Origin of the sequence: Desertimonas flava (assembly GCF_003426815.1) — a bacterium.
Classification (GTDB): Bacteria; Actinomycetota; Acidimicrobiia; order Acidimicrobiales; family Ilumatobacteraceae; genus Desertimonas; species Desertimonas flava.
The window spans coordinates 121,563-139,455 of the sequence record NZ_QKYK01000003.1 but is presented as its reverse complement, the minus strand read 5'-3'; the positions used below and the strand labels follow the sequence as shown (position 1 = coordinate 139,455).

Sequence of the window (17,893 nt, the reverse complement as noted above, 5' to 3'; positions counted from 1 at the left end):
GCATCAACGCCGGCGTCGGCGGGTGCGGCTCCGGGTCTGGCGCCACGTGCGGGAGACGAACGCTTGGTGCCGTCGCCACGCCGCGACGCTCCGGTCCCAGTCGGGGCCCCACAGGAAGCGGGCCATTTGGTTGCTGGCGCGCCGTCCGGCGCGGCCGCGGCCGAAGGCGAAGTCGATCGTGATCGTGTGCCGCGCCGGCTCGGCCCGATCCGGCATCATCGGGCACCGTCCGTCGCCGGTGGGCAGGTCGCGCACGACGCGCACACCGGTGAATCCGATCGTCTCGATCGGCTCACCGACCGGCTGACCGTCGGTGTCGAGCCGGGTGACTCGGATCGTGTGTCCGACGATCTCGCTCATCAGAACGCGGCGAACCAGGCGTCGGTCGTGGTGCGGAACGCCGCGGCGTGGGCGTGGCCGCCGCCGCCGTGACGTTTGGCGATCTCGTTGACGTCCATGCCCGACTCGACCGACCGCAGTCCGACCTTCACCTGAGTCGACGGGCCGACGATGAAGTAGACGCCGAACAGGTCGGGCTCGCGCTCGGCGAGCACTTGGGCGACGTCGGAGCCGACCGAGTACGGGCACGACGCGATCCACACGAAGTGGCCGTCGATGTAGGTCTGGTAGGCGTTGCCGACGCACTCGGCGATCAGCTGCTGCCGGTAACGGACGATCGGCATCCCTTCCACGACCAGGTCGGTGACCGTGCGGGCTTCGAAGTCGTCCCACAGTTCATCGGCGTACGGGTACGACGTGACGGTCGCGAACACCTCGGGCGTGCCGGGCATCCTGAATCGCCACAGGTCGCGGTCCTCGAGGTTGAGCAGGAACGTCGGGAACGGCGTCGGATGGCCGTTGAGGTGATCGATGTAGGCGAGCACCAGGCCGATGCCGGAACGGTCCATGTTGAGCACGGCGACCCGACGGGCGACCCCCGGCGGCCCCCATCCGAGGTCGCTCGGCCGCTCGAACAGCTGGAAGCCCGTGTCGGACCAGTCCTGCTCGAGCGCCTTCTTGTGGTGGTCGAGCACGACGACACCGGCAGCGCGCTCTCCGAGCTCGCGCATCTGCTCAGGCGGGTACGAGAAGTCGACGACCCACACGTCGCGGCCGTCCACGTTCGGCAGCGGATCGCCGTAGTTGGCGGCGTGCTTCTCGACGTCGGGCTGCACGCGGCGCTGGTTCAGGAACTTGGCGAGCCACCACGCTGCCCCGAAGCCATCGGGGCAGTCATCGTGGTGAATCACGAGCGGGGTGGTCGGGGCGAGGACGGGCTGGGTCACGGGGTCTCCTTCGGGCGGACGAAGTCGGGGACGTCGAGATCGGGCTGCGCTGCGGCGCAGACGCGGCACTCGGCGGGCGGGTTCTCGAAGTGGGTGTCGTGGACCTTGCGCGCTTGCGGATCGGTCGATCGGCGGACCTGCGCGACGTCGGCTTTGAACTTGGCGAGGCAGTCGTCGACGTGGGCGCCGGTGCGTTCGTACTGGGAGCGGCAGATGCACCAGTCGGGCACGAACCGCCAGTTGGGCCCAGATGCGTCGTTGAGGTAGCGGTAGGCAGCGACGGCGCGTTCGATGAGCTCGACGCCGGCGTCGTAGCGGGCCTCGCACCCGGTGGAGTGCTCGCCGGCCTCGCTCCAGTGGGAGCGGCAGATGCACCACGCCGGCGGCTCGGGCCCATCGTGCTCGTGGGCGTAAGCGAGCAGCTGGCGGACGAGAACGCGTTGGCGGGCGTGGTCGTCGACGAAGAGACGATCAGCCGGGCCCAGGTCACGCGGCTTCGGGAGCGGACCGGAGTGCTGGCGAGGCCGATAGCCGCCGGCGCTCTGCGAGACGCGGTCGTTCGGGCCGCGCTCGCTGTACGACGTGACGTTGGGCGGCATGACGATTGGCGCCCGGTCCTTGACGGCGAGCCACTGGGCGATCAGCTGTTCCTCTTCGCTCGCCGGCGCTTGGCGTTCACGCCACCAGCGGCGGGCGTTGACCGTGTACGTGGCGCCGTACGCGGCAGCCGACACGATGACGCCCCACTGGCGCGTCGCAATGGCGTAGGCCAGCCACAGGCCCTGAGCACCGAGCCCGATGAGCCACGCCCACCACAGGCGCCGGCCGGCGAAGATCAGACCGGTGACGCCGACGACGGTCAGCAGCCACGACCACACCTGGTTCATGACGGCTGCTCGGAGAGCTTGCGGATGAGTCGTCGTGCTCGGCGCCAGCCGAGTGGTTCCCAGCCGATCATCTGGCCTGCGAACCAGCCGCGGCGGGCCGGCCACTGGCCGCGATGCCAGGGCGGTGGGTTGTGGGTGACGGCGATCCAGAACCGGCCGCAGTCGCACTCGCCTATGTCGCCGTCTTGCGCTACCGGTGGTGGTTCGCAGCGATGTTGGTTCGTGGCCGTGCGGAAGATCTTCATGGCTGCGGCTCGTCGTCGGTCGCTGCGGCGAGGAACGGCGACGGACGACCACGCGTCGTTCCTTCCTCGATCCACGGGTACGTGCTCGGGAACGGCGGGAAGACCTGCGACCAGTGAGTGCTGATGCCGGGCGGGCCAAGCAGCTTCACGGGGATGTCGAGGCCGGCGGCGATCTTGGCCAGCAGCATGGCCCGCTCGGGTTCCCATCCGAGCCGGACCAGCTGCTTGTAGCCGCGCCACGCAACCCACTTGCGTCGGAAGCGGCGGATCATGAGTCGGCCTCCGTGGTCTCGATCGCGTCCGGGAACCGGCGCGCGAGATCGGTGGGCGGGCCGATGTGGCCGCCGGTGGCGTGCTTACCGTACTGGCGGGGGCGGATCGACTGGGCGAGGCTCCCAGTGTGCGCCGGCGTCGCCCGACGGGCGTGCTGCGCGACCTCGGCGGCGGCGTCGTCGAACATCGCTCCGACGACCTCGTTGAGAGCGGCGGCGATCCCGCGTGCGCCCATTCCACCGCGGAACCGTCCGAAGACTGCGGCGACCGGGCCGGCACCGCCCCGGTCACCCTCCTGGATGGGCATCCTCTCGCCGACGGAGACGCCGCAGTCTTGGCCTGCGGGTCCATCGCCGCCGTGCCGGAGCACCTGACGCCCGGTGCCGGGCAGGTGGCGGGCGGCGGCCTCATCCACGTCGACCGGCGGGTCGTCGGGGCTGCCCTGGTTGGAAGTCATGTGACCCTCGCGTAGACGTGCCAGACCAGCTGCCCGCAGATCGCGGTGCCGACGTGCCGGAACGGCGCATCAGGGACCGGCTGGCCGGTGCCGACGAATCGGATCTCGACCTGCTCGAGCGGTCCCGGCCGGCCGTGCTCGATCCAGACGAACGGCAGTAGGTCAGGCTCCATGCCGGTCGGGTCGTGGTCGACGTGCACGATCCTCGGGTGGGCGAGCTCGAGGGTCAGCCCGTCCACGGGGATCTCGTACTTCCAGATCACGCGGTCAGACATCGGCGGCCGCCTTGGGCCGGCGGGCGAGCGTCCAGCCGGAACCGTCGCGGTCGAAGACGGCGTCGGAGATCCCGGTGCCGTCGACGAGCCACCAGCCCGAGTCGTCGGTCTTGCGGACCTCGATCTCGGCTCGGCTGGCGTCGGGCCAGTGCTGCGAGCGCCACTCGATGACGTCGCCCGGTTGCAGGTCACATGACTGCATCAGTCATCGTCTCCGAGAACGTCGGCGAGCAGCACGTCGGCCAGCTGGCTGCGCAGCTGCTCGGAGGCCCGCTCGAGCAGATGGGCCGCTTCCGTCATCTGGACGGGTTCGGAGTTGGCGATCTCGTCGATCCGGCGGATCGCGTCGACGTAGCCGTCACGGGTCCGTTCGAACGTGCGGCGTGCGATCTCGACGGGGTCGTAGCTGATCGGCCCTCGCGGCGCTTCGATTCGTGGCAGGCCGTCGTCGACGGGGGAGGGCGGAGCGTCGGCTGCGACCGACGGACCTTCGAGCCGGGCGTGCTTGCGGTCGAGCCGATCGAGCTCGGCGGCGACCAGCGCGCCGGCGCGTTCGAGGTTGCGCTCCTGGCTCGCCGGCTTGAACGCTGCCTCCAGCCATGACTGCGGCCAGAAGTCCCTGGCGGTGTCGCCCTGGTGATCGTCGCACGCAGCGATGTAGGCGATCGCTGCCTGCTGCAGTTCCTGTTCGACGTACGTGTCGTCGATCGCTGCGTGGTAGCCCTCGCCGTCGCTCTGACGGTGGCGTTCGAGCACGATCCGCCCGGCGCCGGTACCGATGGCGTCGAGCATCACACGGACCTCGTCGAGCCGGTCCGTCGGCACGTACAGGTTCGTCCACGAGCCGACCGGGAACTTCGTTGCATCCTCGACGCCGAACGTCCTGGAGCCGTCTTCGTGGATGACGACGTGGCGTCCTTCGAGCACTTGGATGTCGGCGGAATGTGTCACGGGTTTCATCATGCGCTGTGACGGTGACATGCGGTCATCTCTTCGGCTTCGTAGCGTGCGGCGGCGTCCTGAGCGCCGCGCGCGACGTCGGTGACCGTTGTGGTCCGGTTCGCCTTGGGCTGGCTGGCACGGCCATCGAGGTGCTGTTCGACGATCTGACGGGTGAACGTCTGGCCGCGCTCACGGACAGCAGCCATTGCCCGCTTCACCTCGGCAACGCCGTAGCCCGCTTCGATGAACGGGCGCACAACGTTCTGCAACGCGACGTGCGTGATCCCGACGGGCACCTTGCCGGTCTCCTTGCGGACGAACTCCCAGTAGTCGTCCACGACTCTCTTCGTCACCTGGTTCGCCGTCGGCTGCTCTTCGCTCGCCGCCTCGGCGGCGACCATCGGTTCTGGAGACGGTTCACCTGACGGTTCAGGTGATGGTTCTTGTGGACGTTCCGTCCACCCCTGCTCGGACGATTCGTCCACCCCTGGCGTGTCAGAACGTCCACCCCTGAGCGCCAAAGCGTCCTGGGACGATTCGTCCACCCCCGACGATTCAGCCATGGACGGAGAGTCCACGCCTGCCTCGGCATCAGCGTTCAGCAGATACAGGTTCGACCGGTACTGGCCGACCATCTCCTTCGGGGCGCCGTTGATCGTCCGGTCGATGTAGCCCTCGGCCAGGAGCCAGCGGATCGCGTCATGGCAGCGACGCTCGGACAGGCCGGCCTCGCGCGAGATCGTGGCGATCGACGGGAAGCACCACCCCTCGTCGTTGGCATGATTCGCCAGCGAGAGCAGCACGAGCCGCCGGCCGCCGGTCGGCTTGTTCAGGCCGGGGTTTCGTCGGTCGCCGAACACCCAGCTGATCCACTGGACGCTCATCGTTTGGGCAGGTACCCGTATGCGGCGAGCTCGTCGAGAGCAAACTCCACGTTCTCGACGGTCGTGTTCCCGTGGGCTGCGATGTCGGTCAGCGGCAGCCTGATCGCGTCCGGCGTCGCCTGCAGCCAGCAGAACAACCCACGTGCTTCGAACGACAGGTGGTCATCGGTGATGAGCGCCAGCGGGACGCTCATCTCGGTCTCAAATGGCATCGGACCCTCCCCGGGTCTGTCTGCCGCCATGCGGAATCAGCGTCGACGAGAGGCGGATCCTCGTCGGGCCAAGGTCTGTTCGATCGCCTCGAAATCGTCGGGTCGCCACAGGTACGACTCGACGTCAGGGCAGTCAGCAAGGAGGCCGAGCACCTTCTGTTGCGCGCTACGGACGCGGCCGTCGTGCTTCTTGAGCTCGGCGAAGATGACCCGCGGCGGGCGGATCAGAATCAGGTCGGGTAGGCCGCCGCGGTTGCGGCGGCTGTCGTTGTCGTGCCACACCCACCAGCCGCCGAGCTCGGCCGTCTGCACCACCTTCTCCTGGAACGAGGACTCGGTGACGAGACGCCGGTACTCGGCGGCTGTGAACGTGCCGCTAGCGGATCGCCGTGGCTGTGGCATGGGGCGTGACGGCCCCGGGGGCAACGCCCTGCAGCAGCGCAACCTGGAGCGCTGCGGCGACCTTCTGCGTGTCGTTGAGGAACGCGTCGCGCAACGTCTCGTGCGGCCGGTCGAGCACGTAGCCGATTGCCAGCTTGCCCTCGCGGAGACGGAACTTGATCTTCGCCTCCACCTTGTACGCGTCACCGCCGATGAACGGTCGGAGGCCGAGCACCATCTTCTCGGGGATTTCCAGCGCACCTCCCTCGCCGGCCTTGGCGGTCACCTTCTCGTTGAAGGTCAGCTGACGCCGGCCACGGCCCATGTCGGCGCCCTGGGCGAAGTTGACGTCGACCTTCGCTTCGAACGTCTCGGCGATCGTCAGCATCGTCGCGGCGGCCGGCTCGTGGATCTCGGTCAGGCCGGCCTCGATCGTCTCGGCGAAGTCCTGCTGCGACTTGAGCCCCTGGTTGCGATGCCAGTGCTCCCACTCCGGCGTGTGACGCAGGACGAGCTCGACCCGGTGGTCGCGCCAACCGGGTGCGCTGGCGATGTCGTCGTTCAGCACCGCCACCAGCTTGTTGGCAGTCTCGTCGGCGTACAGCCCCACCGCGTCGGGGCCCTCTTCGTCAACGAGACGGCCGCACACCGCGACGAACGAGTCGGCCGAGTGCACCTGCACAGTCCCGCGGGCCCGCCGCGGCGCAGCCAGTTGGGACTCGAGGTCGACGAGGTGAGTCGACCATTCCTTCGGACCCGACACCGTGGCCAGATCGCCTGGGCTCCATCGCACGGGGTCGAGCGCCTTGGCGATCGCGGCGGCCTGGATTCCGGCCTGCGACTCGGAGCGGTAGACGGACTCGCTGTTCAATGCGTCGCTCATCGTGCGACCTCCTTCATCTCTCCGGTCTCGGTGTTGACGACGCGCAGGCTCCCCGGAACGGTGCCGACGGTCTTGAGGTCGAGCTTCAACTGGTTCGGCTCGTCGCGGTGCAGGACGCCTTCGGCATCGGGGAAGAAGAACTCGTGGATCTTCTCGGTCGGCGGGTGCTTCACCTTCACGTCGCCGGACGTGATGATCGTGCGACCCTTCGGGCCGACGGGGACTTCGAGCGTGAGCTTGCCGCTCTTGCCGGTGCCGTGAACCTCGATCACCAGCTGCTTGAACGCGTCGTCGAGCTCTTCGACGAGTTGCCCGTCGTCGTACTGGCGCAGCCATCGGATGAACGCGGACGGTTCCTCGTCGTGGGCGTCGTCGGCGGATTCGTCGACGCCGGTCTGGTCGGACATGGCGGTTCCTTTCTCGGCCCTCGCCGCCGGCCGGCGTCGAGGATTTCTGAATTGGCGGAGCGGCTACCGGAGCAGCCAGAGGACGAGTCGAGCGGTGATGGCGAGCACCGTCGCTGAGACGCACACGACGCCCACGATGGCGAAGGCCGTTGAGGCGGCCTTGACTCCACGGGGCGGTTCGGGGCGTGGGTTGGTGGGGTTCATGAGCGGAGATCGTCTCGCCACGGGGTGACATCGGTCTCGGCTGGGTCAGCCCATGACGGCACGATGGCGCCGTGCTCGGTCGCCTCGGCGGTGTGCGCATGAACATACTCATGACACATATGGCAGGTCGCGAGGCCGTTGCAAGGATCGTGCAGTCCCTGCCTCGAGCGAAGCTTGCGGTGGTGGGCGATCCACGACCGCCCCTGACACTTGGGCGTGCGGATCTCACAGCGTCCCGCGTGGACGACCTGGCCGTTCTCCCACACGCCGCCGGAGCGGCGGATGACAGCGGCCCTGAATGCCAGCTCGTCGACGGTCGGACGGGACCGGCGGCGAGGTCGAGCGTCACGTGTGCGGGGGGCGGTTCGACGCATCGGCGCCGAGCGGGTCAGCGGACGGCTACTGCGCGGCAGCGCGACCTTCCGTTGCAGCGGCGAACGTTTCACCCGGTAACCCTGTGACTCAGCGTGACTACATGAGCCAAATGCGCGTCACGCATGGTCACGGGTGTCTACAGTGAGCGGCGTGGTCTTCCACAGAAGGATCAAACGGCGCGAGATGCACCACTTCTTGCCGAGCCGCGGCGGGTTCAGCAGCCCAGGTAAATCGCCCGAGTGGGCCAGCTTCAACGCAGTGTTCTCGTGGATCCCGATCACCCGAGCAGCTTCCGCCAACGTGATGAGATCGTCGGGATTGTCAGCCTCGGCGGGCCAGGAAGTGGTCTCGGCGGCAGTCGTCATACTCGCCAAGCATAGCTATGCTCGCACCACAGTCAGGACTCATCTGACCCATCGGGCCACATTTCCGCACATCGCCCAACCGAAACCAGCGCTTCCGCCGCAGCACGACCAGAACGGAGACCTGGAATGACGACCGAACTCGGAGAGCGCCTGCGCCGTGAACGCCTGCGCCGCAAGGAACGACAGATCGACACAGCGGAACGCTTCGGCATCCACCAAGCGAGCTACGCCCGCTGGGAGACCGGCCACAACCGGCCCGACGACGACAGGTTCGCCGTCATCGCCGACTACCTGGGCCTCGAGATCGAAGAGGTCTGGTCGCTGGTCCACAAGGACGCGCCGGAACCGACGTCGCTCGACGGGCTGAACCGACGGGTCGATGAGATGGCCCGCGACATCGCCGACTTGCGATCGTTGATCGGTGAGCTGCGCAGTGTCATCACGTCTACGGCGACGATGCCGCCGCTCACCGAGTCCAAGCCAGCGCCAACAGGGCGTCGGCGACGGGGTTGACCACCCCGAGGCGAGCTCGGCTTGCCGAGAGATCTTCCAGAAAGCCGAGTAGGTCGAGCCGCAGGCCCTGGATCTGATCGTCCAGGCCGTCGAGTCGGTGGCTGAGTTGCGTCGCAGTGTCGCCCGCTTCACCGAACGCGACTACGGGCGTTTCCACCACCCTCGTCTTCATGGTCTAACTCCCTGCTCCTCCAGCCGGTCGCTCGCCCGGCCTCGAGGACGGAGTACCCGCCACCCCAACTACGCCAGGGATTACCACACCCGAGTCCACCACGACTACGCGGCCCACTTAGTCAGCGGGGACGTTAGCTGCGCGCACAACCAATGGAGTTCTGCTCGAAAATTCGCGCGGGATTGTCACAGAGACCGCGTCAGTTTTTCAGCCGAGCGCCCTTTGCATGGCCGCCGCGGCCTGACTGCGGGCCCTGTCGTAGAGGTGGCCGTACACGTCCTTCGTGATCGTGATCGACGAGTGCCCCAGCATCTCCGACACGATCTCGAGCGGGAGGCCCTGGTCGATCAGAAGCGACGCCGCCGAATGGCGGAGCGCGTGTGGATTCCAATGATCGAGCCCGGCGGCCTTCGTCGCGTCCGACAGCGAAACGGAGTACCTCTTCGGATCCATCGGCGTGCCGACGGGGGAGCGGAACACCAAGTCGATCCCGTAGCACAGGTCGGGCCACGACGACCCCCGTGCGAGCTTCGCGGCGGCGAGACGAGCCTTGTGTGCGCGTAGCGCCGTCACCGCGGTGGGAATCAGGTGCACTACCCGCTTCGACTTCTTCGTCTTCACGTCGGACAGCACCAACCCCTTGCCCTTGATGCGCTTCAACCCTCGGCGCACCATCAGTCGAGGGGCGTCGCCGTCGAGCTCGATGCAGTCCCAGGCGAGGCCGAGCAGTTCCGACACCCGGAGCCCGCACGTCAACATGAGCACGAACGCGGCCTCGTCGGCGTGTCCACGGATCGACGCCAAGAAGCGCTTGGCCTGATCGGGTGTCATCGCTCGGCCGTCGATCTGGTCGGCCTTCACAGGGTTGGCGAGCGCGGCGACATTCTGCGTGACGAGCCCTTCGGCCTGGGCGAGCCTCAACGCGCGCCGCAGAATCGACCGGGCGAGGCGCCGGCTGTTCGCCGAATATCCGCTGGGCCGTGTCTCGGTCGGCTTGGCCATGTCGAGCAACATGCCCGACACGTCGCGGGCCGATAGCTTCGACAGCTTGCACTCACCGATCCGCGGGATCAGCAGCCGGTGCACGACGTCCCGGTACTGCGCCTCGGTCGCGTCGGCCACCGATCCGGGCAGCACGCGCTCGAGCCAGTCGTTCAGGTAGGCCGCGACGGTCATGTCGGCCCGGCTGAGGTCGGCGCCGCGGCTGATGTCGCGGCGAAGCTCGTCGAGCTTGTCGAGCACCTCGCGCTTGGTCTTCCCGCTCACCCATTTGCGGCGTTGCTTCATCACCTCGTCGCCGGCATCGTCAATCTCAGCGGTCGGTTCCCAACCGAGCGTGATCGACCCGACCCACCGCTTGTTCCGCTTGTCCTCGCGGACCGCGCCCTCGCCGTTCGAACGCACCCGACGGCGCCTGTCCTCGTCGCTCACCAACCCCTCCGTCTGTCACTACCGTGTCACTACGCTGTCACTACGCACCGTAGAAGCGACACCGCAGGTAGTCAACCCGTATGCTCGGAGCGACGTGGGATTATGCGTGAGTATGCGTGACCTGGGCAGGGTCAAAAGTGACCCCAAATCGAGACTCTTAATCCGTTGGTTCTGGGTTCGACTCCCAGGGGGCGCACCACAAAGCACCAGGTCAGGGGCGGTCTACGGACCGCCCCGCCGTCGTTTTCGGTGAGAGCTGACCAAGGAGATGAGCACCTGTGAAGGCAACAGCACCGTCGGGTCCGCTCCGTAGCACGAGCAGTGCCGAATGGTGGCGGGCGGCGTGCTCCTGAATCGCCAGGGGCCCCGCCGGCTGGCTACGAGGTCACGTTGACTACGAGGGTGGCGGCGGCGAGGGCGAGGTACGCCGCCGGGAACGCGATGTTGTGGAACACCGCAGCGCGGACGTGGGCGACCAGGGCGCCGGTGAAGAAGGCGGTCAGCCCGACCGAGGCGGCGAGCCCGATCGGGTCGGCGCCCGTCATTCCGACGAGGAGTCCGGCGGCGCCAGCGAGCTTGAGCGCGCCGAGGGACGGAAGCCACCGGCGTGGGACACCGACGTCGCTGGAGTTGGCGAGCACGAAGGGCGCGGCCGCGAAATCGGCGAATGCGATGGCGGCGTTGGCGACGATCGCGGCGACGGTGACGAGGGTTCTGATCATCGCTGACGCGGCGCCGTGCTGTGCACCCGGTACAGGCCCGGCCGTGGCGTCGCCAGCGCCGCGGTGCGTGCGGCATATCCAGCCGCGGCAGGGTCGGCTTGGGTGGCGGCGACCGCGGCGGCATCGGTCCAGGTGGCCTCGTTGATGACGGTGCGGCCGTCGTCGGAGGCCAGCACGCGCGCTCCGACGAAACCGGGCCGCTGGCGGATCACCTCATCGATTGCTTCGGTGAGCAGGTCGACGAGTGCGGACTGATCGGCGGGCTCGACGTCGAAGACGTTGACGAACGTGACGGGCGAGTCGGGCATGAGTCCTCCAAGGAACGAGCAACATGAGCAGTCGCCAGGGCGTCGGTGCCCTGGCGATCAATCCCGACGAAACAGACGCCCGATGTGTGAGGCCGATGCTGCCGACCTCACACATCGAGATGCTGCGTCGTCATACTCGCCAACGCTGGAGTGCCGCGCCGTGTGGCTCTCCGTCCTGCTCGATGTCCGACAACTGTGATTGCCCGATGACTCCCACGGAACCTGACGAAGACCGTCGCGTCCTGATCAACGTCGCGTATCGGATGCTCGGCTCCCTCGCCGACGCCGAAGACGCCGTGCAGGACGCGTACGTGCGCTGGTATCGACTCACACCCGACCAACGAGCATCCGTCGAATCGGTGACCGCCTGGCTGGTGCAGGTCACGAGCAGGATCTGTCTCGACGTGCTCCGCTCCGCGCCGCGGCGCCGAGAGCACTACCTCGGCGAGTGGCTCCCAGAACCGGTCCCCGCCAGGCCACGATGGCGCAGCGACCACGGCGCTGGAACCGGGGCGGATCCGGCCGATCCGGCTGATCGGGTCACGCTCGACGAGTCCGTCTCCACCGCGCTGCTCGTCGTGCTCGAAACACTCACGCCAGCTGAACGGGTGGCGTTCGTCCTCCACGACGTGTTTCGCCACACGTTCGTCGAGATCGCCGCGATCGTCGGACGGTCACCCGCCGCCTGCCGGCAACTCGCCACCGCCGCCCGTCGCCGGATCGCCGGGTCGGCCGTGGCGCGGACCGAGACCAGCGTTGATGCAGCGATCGTCGCGGCCCTCAAGGAGGCATGGGACAAGGCAGACCTGGACGGGCTCGCCGCGCTGCTCGACCCTGACGTCGTCGCTGTGACCGACGGGGGAGGACTCGTCAGCGCGCCGATCGAAGCCATCCACGGCGCGGTGGACGTCGCCCGTCTCTTGGTCGACGTGCCGCGCCGCCAGCCCGGCCCTATCGTCCGCCCGGCAACGGTCAATGGCACGAGCGGGATCGAGGCCTCCGACGGGCATCGGACGCTTGCAGTCATCTCCATCGCTGCAGCCAACGGCCGGATCACTCACCTGTGGATCGTGCGCAATCCGACCAAGCTCGCCGCCTGGAACGCCACCCGAGCCCGCTGAGGCTCGGTCCTCCGCTCAGTTTGCGGAAGGCGCCGGCGGGCAGTAGCCCGCTGGCCGCCGGCCGAGGCGATGCGTGATCGCGCCGACGAGTGTGAGCACGCCGCCGATGAGGGCGATGACGATCGTGCCCGGGCCGAAGCCCGTGGCCGCCAGCGCGGTCTCGCCGATGCCGCCACCGACGAATCCGCTGGCGGCGCTCGATGATGCACCGGATGCGGCAGCGACGTCGGAGGTGAGTGGGGTAGCCATGATTGGCTCCTTTCGTGTGAACGAGTTGGTTGCGGACGAGCGAAGAGGGCGCGCGTGGGCGCGTCGGGGCGCGGCCGGGCGCGGTCAGGCCGGCCAGCGGTGGTGGGAGCCGGTCAGGCTGCCGTGGCGTAGCGGGCCGGGGATTCCCAGCGGCACTCGGCCGTGGGCCGGCGAATCGCCTTGATCGCCGCGTGGGCGAAGTTGACCCGGCTGATCCAGTCGAGCGCGATCAGTGCCGGCCACAGCAGGACGAGGCGCCACTTGCGGAGCGCGATGGCCCCGAATGTGGACCAGAGGGCGTACCCGGCGGCGTACACGAGCGCGATGTGCTTGAGACGATCGGCATCGTGGCGGTTGAGCACGATGATGGCAGTGAGGACCACGGGGGAGAAGAGCACGTAGATGAGCCAGTCGAGCATCATGCCGAGGTACGCGAGGTCGAACCGCGACCACCGCCGCCCGACCCTGTGGCCGATCACGCCCTGGAACGTCCCCCACAGCCACCGCAGGTTCTGCTTGTACCAGGAACGAACCGTCGTCGGCTCCTGGATGCGCGCCGAGGTGTGGGGGCAGTAGACGACCCGGCCGAGTCGACGCCGGTGCGCCTCGAGCACCCAGTAGGTGTCGTCGACCACATACGGCGTGTCGGGCCGCAGCACTTCGCGCAGGAACCCGGTGCGGTACACGGAGTTCGAGCCGGAGATGCAGTTCATGACCCCGAGGGCCGACTGGCCACGTCGCACGAAGGCCTGGTACTTCCAGTAGGCGAAGGCGCGTCCGGCAACGACGGGGTTCCAGCGCTGCGCGTGGGCCCAGTCCGAGCGGGTCTTGGCGCAGACGACCGCAACGTCAGGGGCGAACTGCGCGGCCGTCACGGCGACGAAGTCGTCGTCGACGATCGTGTCGTCGTCGACGATGCAGATGAGGTCGTAGCGCTCGAGCAGGTCGAGTCGGTCGACCACCGTGTGAATGGCCGCTGGCTTACCCACGTTCTCGTCGAGCTGCACAGCTTGCGTGGCGCCCGCCGCCAAGGCGACGCCGACCGTGTCGTCGGTGGAGCCGTCCGACACGACGTACGTGTCGGCCTGGCGGGCGCATGTCGTCACCGTCGGCCCGACGGTGCGGGCGCCATTGAGCGTGGCGATGACGAACGCGAACCGAGGAGTCGGTGCCGTCTCGTCGACCGATTGGTCGATCGGCTCGTCGAGCCGCTGCGCGTCCGGCTGCGTGTCCGGTTCGTCGTCGAGGTGAAGAGGTCGCGAGGCCCGTTGGGGCGCGCGCGACTCCAGAAGGTCCGCCATGGTGTCCGCCATTCGTCAGGTTGACCGGAACGGCAGAAAGCCGCCCGGAATCGGCGGAGAGTTCCCTTCCCGCCGGGTCGTCCTCCGTGACTCCGCACTGACGTCCGCTGTCAGTTCCGCTCGAAGTCGCCGCAGGGCGTGAAGGAACATAGCGCGCGCTCGCAAATTACTGCCACCAGCGCATATGTGACATGCGTCACGCAGTTGCGCGACGAACCCACGCAGGGCGGCTAGGGCAGGGGAACGACGTGGATCGTGATGGTGCTCGACGCCGAACCCGCCGACGTGGCCACCGTGTAGTTCATGACGCAGTCGCCGAGCACCTGCCCGTGCAACGTCGCGAACCCGTCCTGGACCACGTTGGGCTCGGCGAGCACCCTCCCGCTGCAGCTGCCGATCTCCCACCTCGTGCCGAACGCGACCGCGAGACCGAACAGATCGTCGTTGGCGAAGTAGTACACATCCTGTTGGCCGCCCAGGGCGACCGTGACCTCGTCGGGCCGGGCGATCGGCGGTCGGGGTGCGATCGTCGTCGACGTGCTGGTCGACGTGGTGCTGGTCGACGTGGTGCTGGTCGACGTGGTGCTGGTGGACGTGGAGCTGGTGGTGGACGTGGTGCTGGTCGACGTCGTGGCGCCGATGGTTGTGGTCGGCACGGAGGTGGGAGGGACGGTCGTCGCTGCGGACGTCGTGGCCGGCCCGGTGCTGCGCGGTGGTTCGGCCGTCGTCGGCGCCGGCACGCTGGAGCCACCGGCGGGACCGGCTGTCGTCGGTGGAACCGTGGCCCCGGGCGGGCAGCCCGTCGAGGCGGCGGCGTCAGCGAACGGGATGACTCCGATCGAGACGGCGAGGGCGGCGAGCACGACCGCGGCCGTGCGATCGAGATGTCGCCGGGCGGTGAGCGCGATCGCCGCGCCGGCGACGACCAGTCCGATTGCGATGACCAGTGTGGCGAGGCCGTTGAGGCCGGTCGCCGGCAGCTGACAGTCCACTTCCCTCCCACCGATCTGGCACCCATCAACCAGATTCCGCAGCCGACGGTAGCACCCCTGAGCGCAGCGGGTCGGCGGCGACCGTGGGCGGACCGGACCGCGGCAAGCCACGGGTCGGGGTTCAGCTGGTCGCGGCGCACTCGATGCAGTGCCGGGTGTGCGGCAGGGCCAACAGTCGGGCCACGGCGATCCACCGACCACACTGCGTGCAGTAGCCGTATCTCGCCGAATCGGTCCGGATCAGCGCCTCTTGGACCTCGGTGAGCGTCGCTCGGAGTGAGCGCACCGTCGAGTGGTCCTGTTGGTTGATGTCGTCGCTCTCGAGTTCGGCGAGGCGCTTCGCGTAGAGCGTGGCGTCGGCGCGTAGCTTGGCTCGGATCTCGTCGCGGTCGGCTTCGCTGAGGAGTGTCGGTCGGGGAGTCGTCGTCGCTCCCCGTCGTGTGCGGTTCATGATGTCCCTCGTGGTCATGGTGGGGCCCGCCGGACGGCGGGCCCCGTGGGCGCGTCGGGTCAGAGCGCGGAACGGACAGCGTCCTTCCGCCGTCGTGCTGCCGAGGCGGCAGCGCGCTTTTCCTGCTTGACGCGGCGCTTCTCGAGCAGCGTCTTTGCGGTCTTCTTCGACCGGGCGGACTTCGCCAATGAATTCACCTCCCTCGATGCTCACCCCCGGACCTGGTCCGGCAGCGGAATCAACGAGGAAGGGGAGGCGCTCCCGTGAGCACGGCCCACCAGGACGTCCGGCGCGAGCCGAGCCAGGAGGACCTGGTGCGCTCGTTCGTTCGGCGGTGCTGTCGTGGAATCATGAGACGTTCAGACTGGTCGTTCTTACAGAAATGTGAACAGACGACCATAGCCCGTAATTCACAACTGTCAACCGCTCCGTCCGTGGTTCGCCTCGCAGCGCTGACGCCGACACGCCCGCCGTCGACTCGACGATGCGAATCAGCGACCCGTCATGCCGGTGGTCGCATCAGGGTTGACGGTGCAGCGTGGCCGCCAGATGGTGCGTCATCGGCTCGCCGACGGCGGCCATGCGCAGCGTGTACGTGAGGATGTCGCCGGTGATGGTGAACGTGCGCTCCACGGCGTCGACGCGCTTGGCGGTCGTGGTCCGGCCGATCGTCGACGACGTGAGCGTGAGGGTGATCGTGCTGTCGCCGGCGATCTCGGCGGAACCCTCGTCGATCTCGGTGATGCCGGTGGGATGGACGAACACGAACTCGACGGCGCCGGGAGCGGGCATCCGCAGGTACCCCTGCTCGGCATGGAGCGGTCGGCCGTCGTCGGCCGCCTTGGTGCGCTGGCCGTAGGCGAGGAACGGTTTGCCGACGTGACCGAACGTCACGGTCTCGAGATAGCCGAACGTGTCGATCGTCGGGTAGCTGCCCTCGCCCTCGCCGGCCCACGTGCCGAGCAGCGGGGCCAGGGGGACCAGATCGGGGTGGAGCGGCGGAGCCATCGACACGAGCGTACGGCGCGTGCGGCTGTCGCTCGGACCGCGTGCTCGCGGCTGCGCTCGGGCCGGCGAGATAGCCTGAATCGACCCCGGGAATCGGGCTACGTCGTCGAGTGGCGGCGCCGGCGCCGGGCAAACACCTACAGGGAAGTGATATCCATGACCACCACCGACGCTTCGTCGGCCGTGGCCGTCGATCCCCGGCTCGTCGAACGGGCCACCGCAATCCGCGAGCGCGAGCTCGCCGTCTACGCCGAGCGCACCAAGGGCTCGCAGGCGGCCACCGAGCGAGCCCGCAAGGTGCTGCCGCTCGGCGTGCCGTCGAGCTTCCAGGCGTACGACCCACATCCCATCGTGGTCCGCCACGCGTCAGGCCCGCGCATGGTCGACGTCGACGGCAACGAGTACATCGACTACGACATGGGCTTCGGCGCGCTGTTCGCCGGCCACATGCACCCGGCCGTCCGCCGGGCCGTCGAGGCCCAGCTCGACGACGGCACGCTGTTCGTCACGCCGGCCGAGTCCAACGCCGTCGTCGCCGAGCTGCTCGCCGAGCGCTACGGGCTGCCGATGTGGCGGTTCACCAACTCCGGGACGGAGGCCACGATGGACGCCGTCCGCGTCGCCCGCGGTGCCACGGGCCGCGACAAGATCGTCAAGGTCGAGGGCGGCTACCACGGCCACCACGACGAGCTGCTCATCTCGATGAAGCCGTCGCTCGACGAGGCCGGCCCCCCCGACTCGCCGACGCCGGTGCCGGCCACGGCGGGCATCACCGCGGGCGTGCTCGCCGACACGATCGTCATCCCGTACAACGACCCTGAGGCCCTCGAGCGGGCCCTCGCCGGCGGCGACGTGGCGGCGTTCATCGTCGAGCCCGTCATGGAGAACATCGGCATCTGCCTGCCCGACGACGGCTACCTCGAGGCGGTGCGCGACATCACGTCGCGCCACGGCACGCTGCTCATCTTCGACGAGGTGAAGACCGGAATCACCGCCGGGTTCGGCGGCGCCACCGGCCACTACGGCGTCGTCCCCGACCTCGTCACGCTCGCCAAGTCGATCGGTGGCGGGTTCCCGCTCGGCGCCTTCGGCGGCAAGCAGGAGTACATGGACCTCATCACGCAGGGCAAGGTGCTCCACCTGGGCACCTACAACGGCAACCCGCTCGTGATGGCCGCCGCCCACGCGACGTTGTCGGAGGCGTGCAGTGCCGAGGCCACCGATGAGGCGATCGCCCGCAACCGCCGTCTCACCGACGCCTGCGCGTCGATCATCGCCGACCACGACCTGCCGGCGCACACCGTGCTGTTCGGGGCCAAGGGCTGCGTCACGTGGAGTCGCACCCGCGTGCGCAACTACCGCGACTGGAAGCTGTCGACCACCGGCGAGCTGGCGTTCGCCCAGTGGATCCACGGCATCAACCGCGGCATCCTCCTGCCGCCGGGGCTCGACGAGCAGTGGCTGGTCTCGGTGATGCACGACGAGGCGGCGGCGATGCGCTACGCCGACGTGTTCGCCGAGTTCGCCGACGAGCTCACCGCCTGACGCC

Annotated in this window: 27 protein-coding genes and 1 tRNA gene; 4 read left to right on the top strand and 24 right to left on the bottom strand. The window is 68.4% G+C overall.

The features are described from left to right. Positions 1–3: 3 nt before the first annotated feature. The 15 genes from DN771_RS29240 to DN771_RS05205 all read right to left on the bottom strand — a co-directional run bounded on the left by DN771_RS29240 (position 4) and on the right by DN771_RS05205 (position 8,076). Positions 4–360 (bottom strand): hypothetical protein, encoded by a 357-nt coding sequence (locus DN771_RS29240; protein WP_162941563.1) that lies wholly within the window; start codon positions 358–360, stop codon positions 4–6. Then, complete coding sequence (locus DN771_RS05265) at positions 360–1,286, bottom strand: DHHA1 domain-containing protein (RefSeq protein ID WP_116996296.1); 927 nt, start codon at positions 1,284–1,286, stop codon at positions 360–362. The genes DN771_RS29240 and DN771_RS05265 overlap by 1 nt, the downstream gene beginning before the upstream one ends. After that, the gene (locus DN771_RS29990; RefSeq protein ID WP_205528434.1) at positions 1,283–2,173 is read right to left on the bottom strand and encodes a hypothetical protein; all 891 of its coding nucleotides are present in this window, start codon (positions 2,171–2,173) and stop codon (positions 1,283–1,285) included. Before DN771_RS29990 ends, DN771_RS05265 begins: the two co-directional genes overlap by 4 nt. A gap of 241 nt (positions 2,174–2,414) precedes the next feature. Further along, positions 2,415–2,690 carry a hypothetical protein gene (locus DN771_RS05250; protein ID WP_116996294.1) on the bottom strand — a complete coding sequence of 92 codons (276 nt, stop codon included), beginning with the start codon at positions 2,688–2,690 and terminating at the stop codon, positions 2,415–2,417. Further along, positions 2,687–3,148, bottom strand: coding sequence for a hypothetical protein (locus DN771_RS05245; RefSeq protein WP_116996293.1), 462 nt, complete (start codon positions 3,146–3,148; stop codon positions 2,687–2,689). The genes DN771_RS05250 and DN771_RS05245 overlap by 4 nt, the downstream gene beginning before the upstream one ends. Then, complete coding sequence (locus DN771_RS05240; protein ID WP_162941562.1) at positions 3,145–3,423, bottom strand: DUF7352 domain-containing protein; 279 nt, start codon at positions 3,421–3,423, stop codon at positions 3,145–3,147. The genes DN771_RS05245 and DN771_RS05240 overlap by 4 nt, the downstream gene beginning before the upstream one ends. Beyond that, the gene (locus DN771_RS05235) at positions 3,416–3,625 is read right to left on the bottom strand and encodes a hypothetical protein (RefSeq protein WP_116996291.1); all 210 of its coding nucleotides are present in this window, start codon (positions 3,623–3,625) and stop codon (positions 3,416–3,418) included. Before DN771_RS05235 ends, DN771_RS05240 begins: the two co-directional genes overlap by 8 nt. Continuing rightward, complete coding sequence (locus tag DN771_RS05230) at positions 3,625–4,374, bottom strand: hypothetical protein (protein ID WP_162941561.1); 750 nt, start codon at positions 4,372–4,374, stop codon at positions 3,625–3,627. The genes DN771_RS05235 and DN771_RS05230 overlap by 1 nt, the downstream gene beginning before the upstream one ends. An 8-nt stretch (positions 4,375–4,382) precedes the next feature. Beyond that, entirely contained in the window at positions 4,383–5,225 is an 843-nt protein-coding gene (locus DN771_RS05225) for a helix-turn-helix domain-containing protein (RefSeq protein ID WP_162941560.1), read from the bottom strand. Positions 5,226–5,245: 20 nt separating this feature from the next. Continuing rightward, the gene (locus DN771_RS05220) at positions 5,246–5,461 is read right to left on the bottom strand and encodes a hypothetical protein (RefSeq protein ID WP_162941559.1); all 216 of its coding nucleotides are present in this window, start codon (positions 5,459–5,461) and stop codon (positions 5,246–5,248) included. Positions 5,462–5,497: 36 nt separating this feature from the next. Then, the gene (locus DN771_RS05215) at positions 5,498–5,863 is read right to left on the bottom strand and encodes a VRR-NUC domain-containing protein (RefSeq protein ID WP_116996287.1); all 366 of its coding nucleotides are present in this window, start codon (positions 5,861–5,863) and stop codon (positions 5,498–5,500) included. Continuing rightward, complete coding sequence (locus DN771_RS29235; RefSeq protein ID WP_162941558.1) at positions 5,838–6,725, bottom strand: DUF2303 family protein; 888 nt, start codon at positions 6,723–6,725, stop codon at positions 5,838–5,840. The genes DN771_RS05215 and DN771_RS29235 overlap by 26 nt, the downstream gene beginning before the upstream one ends. Next, entirely contained in the window at positions 6,722–7,132 is a 411-nt protein-coding gene (locus tag DN771_RS29230; protein WP_162941557.1) for a hypothetical protein, read from the bottom strand. Before DN771_RS29230 ends, DN771_RS29235 begins: the two co-directional genes overlap by 4 nt. Before the next feature lie 63 nt (positions 7,133–7,195). Further along, positions 7,196–7,336, bottom strand: a complete 141-nt coding sequence (locus DN771_RS29225) for a hypothetical protein (protein ID WP_162941556.1) — start codon at positions 7,334–7,336, stop codon at positions 7,196–7,198. A gap of 491 nt (positions 7,337–7,827) precedes the next feature. Further along, positions 7,828–8,076, bottom strand: coding sequence for a helix-turn-helix domain-containing protein (locus DN771_RS05205; RefSeq protein ID WP_116996285.1), 249 nt, complete (start codon positions 8,074–8,076; stop codon positions 7,828–7,830). Between the two features lie 126 nt (positions 8,077–8,202). On the opposite strand from DN771_RS05205, the gene DN771_RS05200 reads away from it, so the two are divergent. Beyond that, on the top strand, positions 8,203–8,589 hold the full coding sequence (locus DN771_RS05200; RefSeq protein WP_116996284.1) for a helix-turn-helix domain-containing protein: 387 nt from the start codon (positions 8,203–8,205) through the stop codon (positions 8,587–8,589). On the opposite strand, the gene DN771_RS05195 is transcribed toward DN771_RS05200, so the two are convergent. Both DN771_RS05195 and DN771_RS05190 read right to left on the bottom strand, forming a co-directional pair. Continuing rightward, a complete protein-coding gene (locus tag DN771_RS05195) occupies positions 8,543–8,761 on the bottom strand; it encodes a hypothetical protein (protein WP_116996283.1) in 219 nt (72 codons plus the stop codon). The two genes, DN771_RS05200 and DN771_RS05195, sit on opposite strands and share 47 nt — an antisense overlap. Positions 8,762–8,968: 207 nt before the next feature. Next, positions 8,969–10,192, bottom strand: a complete 1,224-nt coding sequence (locus tag DN771_RS05190) for a tyrosine-type recombinase/integrase (RefSeq protein ID WP_162941555.1) — start codon at positions 10,190–10,192, stop codon at positions 8,969–8,971. A gap of 114 nt (positions 10,193–10,306) precedes the next feature. Between DN771_RS05190 and DN771_RS29220 the strand changes: the two genes are divergently transcribed. Continuing rightward, positions 10,307–10,391: transfer RNA gene (locus DN771_RS29220), tRNA-Lys, on the top strand. A 178-nt stretch (positions 10,392–10,569) separates the two neighbouring features. On the opposite strand, the gene DN771_RS05185 is transcribed toward DN771_RS29220, so the two are convergent. Together DN771_RS05185 and DN771_RS05180 are read right to left on the bottom strand one after the other, a co-directional pair. Beyond that, positions 10,570–10,914, bottom strand: coding sequence for a DoxX family protein (locus DN771_RS05185; protein ID WP_116996281.1), 345 nt, complete (start codon positions 10,912–10,914; stop codon positions 10,570–10,572). Further along, on the bottom strand, positions 10,911–11,222 hold the full coding sequence (locus DN771_RS05180; protein WP_116996280.1) for an antibiotic biosynthesis monooxygenase: 312 nt from the start codon (positions 11,220–11,222) through the stop codon (positions 10,911–10,913). Before DN771_RS05180 ends, DN771_RS05185 begins: the two co-directional genes overlap by 4 nt. 206 nt (positions 11,223–11,428) lie before the next feature. On the opposite strand from DN771_RS05180, the gene sigJ reads away from it, so the two are divergent. Further along, positions 11,429–12,343 (top strand): RNA polymerase sigma factor SigJ, encoded by a 915-nt coding sequence (sigJ, locus tag DN771_RS05175; RefSeq protein WP_205528433.1) that lies wholly within the window; start codon positions 11,429–11,431, stop codon positions 12,341–12,343. 15 nt (positions 12,344–12,358) lie between these two features. Here the strand turns inward: sigJ and DN771_RS05170 are convergent, their stop codons facing one another. From DN771_RS05170 to DN771_RS05150, 5 genes are all read right to left on the bottom strand, one after another. Then, positions 12,359–12,592: a hypothetical protein gene (locus DN771_RS05170; RefSeq protein WP_116996278.1), complete on the bottom strand. Its 234-nt coding sequence runs from the start codon at positions 12,590–12,592 to the stop codon at positions 12,359–12,361. Positions 12,593–12,705: 113 nt separating this feature from the next. Further along, the gene (locus DN771_RS05165) at positions 12,706–13,893 is read right to left on the bottom strand and encodes a glycosyltransferase family 2 protein (protein WP_162941554.1); all 1,188 of its coding nucleotides are present in this window, start codon (positions 13,891–13,893) and stop codon (positions 12,706–12,708) included. Between the two features lie 230 nt (positions 13,894–14,123). Next, positions 14,124–14,885, bottom strand: a complete 762-nt coding sequence (locus DN771_RS29985; RefSeq protein WP_193615353.1) for a hypothetical protein — start codon at positions 14,883–14,885, stop codon at positions 14,124–14,126. Between the two features lie 121 nt (positions 14,886–15,006). Then, the gene (locus DN771_RS05155) at positions 15,007–15,336 is read right to left on the bottom strand and encodes a TraR/DksA family transcriptional regulator (protein WP_162941553.1); all 330 of its coding nucleotides are present in this window, start codon (positions 15,334–15,336) and stop codon (positions 15,007–15,009) included. Positions 15,337–15,855: 519 nt separating this feature from the next. Next, complete coding sequence (locus tag DN771_RS05150) at positions 15,856–16,344, bottom strand: peroxynitrite isomerase (RefSeq protein ID WP_116996572.1); 489 nt, start codon at positions 16,342–16,344, stop codon at positions 15,856–15,858. A 156-nt stretch (positions 16,345–16,500) separates the two neighbouring features. Here DN771_RS05150 and DN771_RS05145 point away from each other — a divergent pair, with 156 nt between their 5' ends. Continuing rightward, the gene (locus DN771_RS05145; protein WP_116996275.1) at positions 16,501–17,889 is read left to right on the top strand and encodes an aspartate aminotransferase family protein; all 1,389 of its coding nucleotides are present in this window, start codon (positions 16,501–16,503) and stop codon (positions 17,887–17,889) included. Positions 17,890–17,893: the final 4 nt, after the last annotated feature.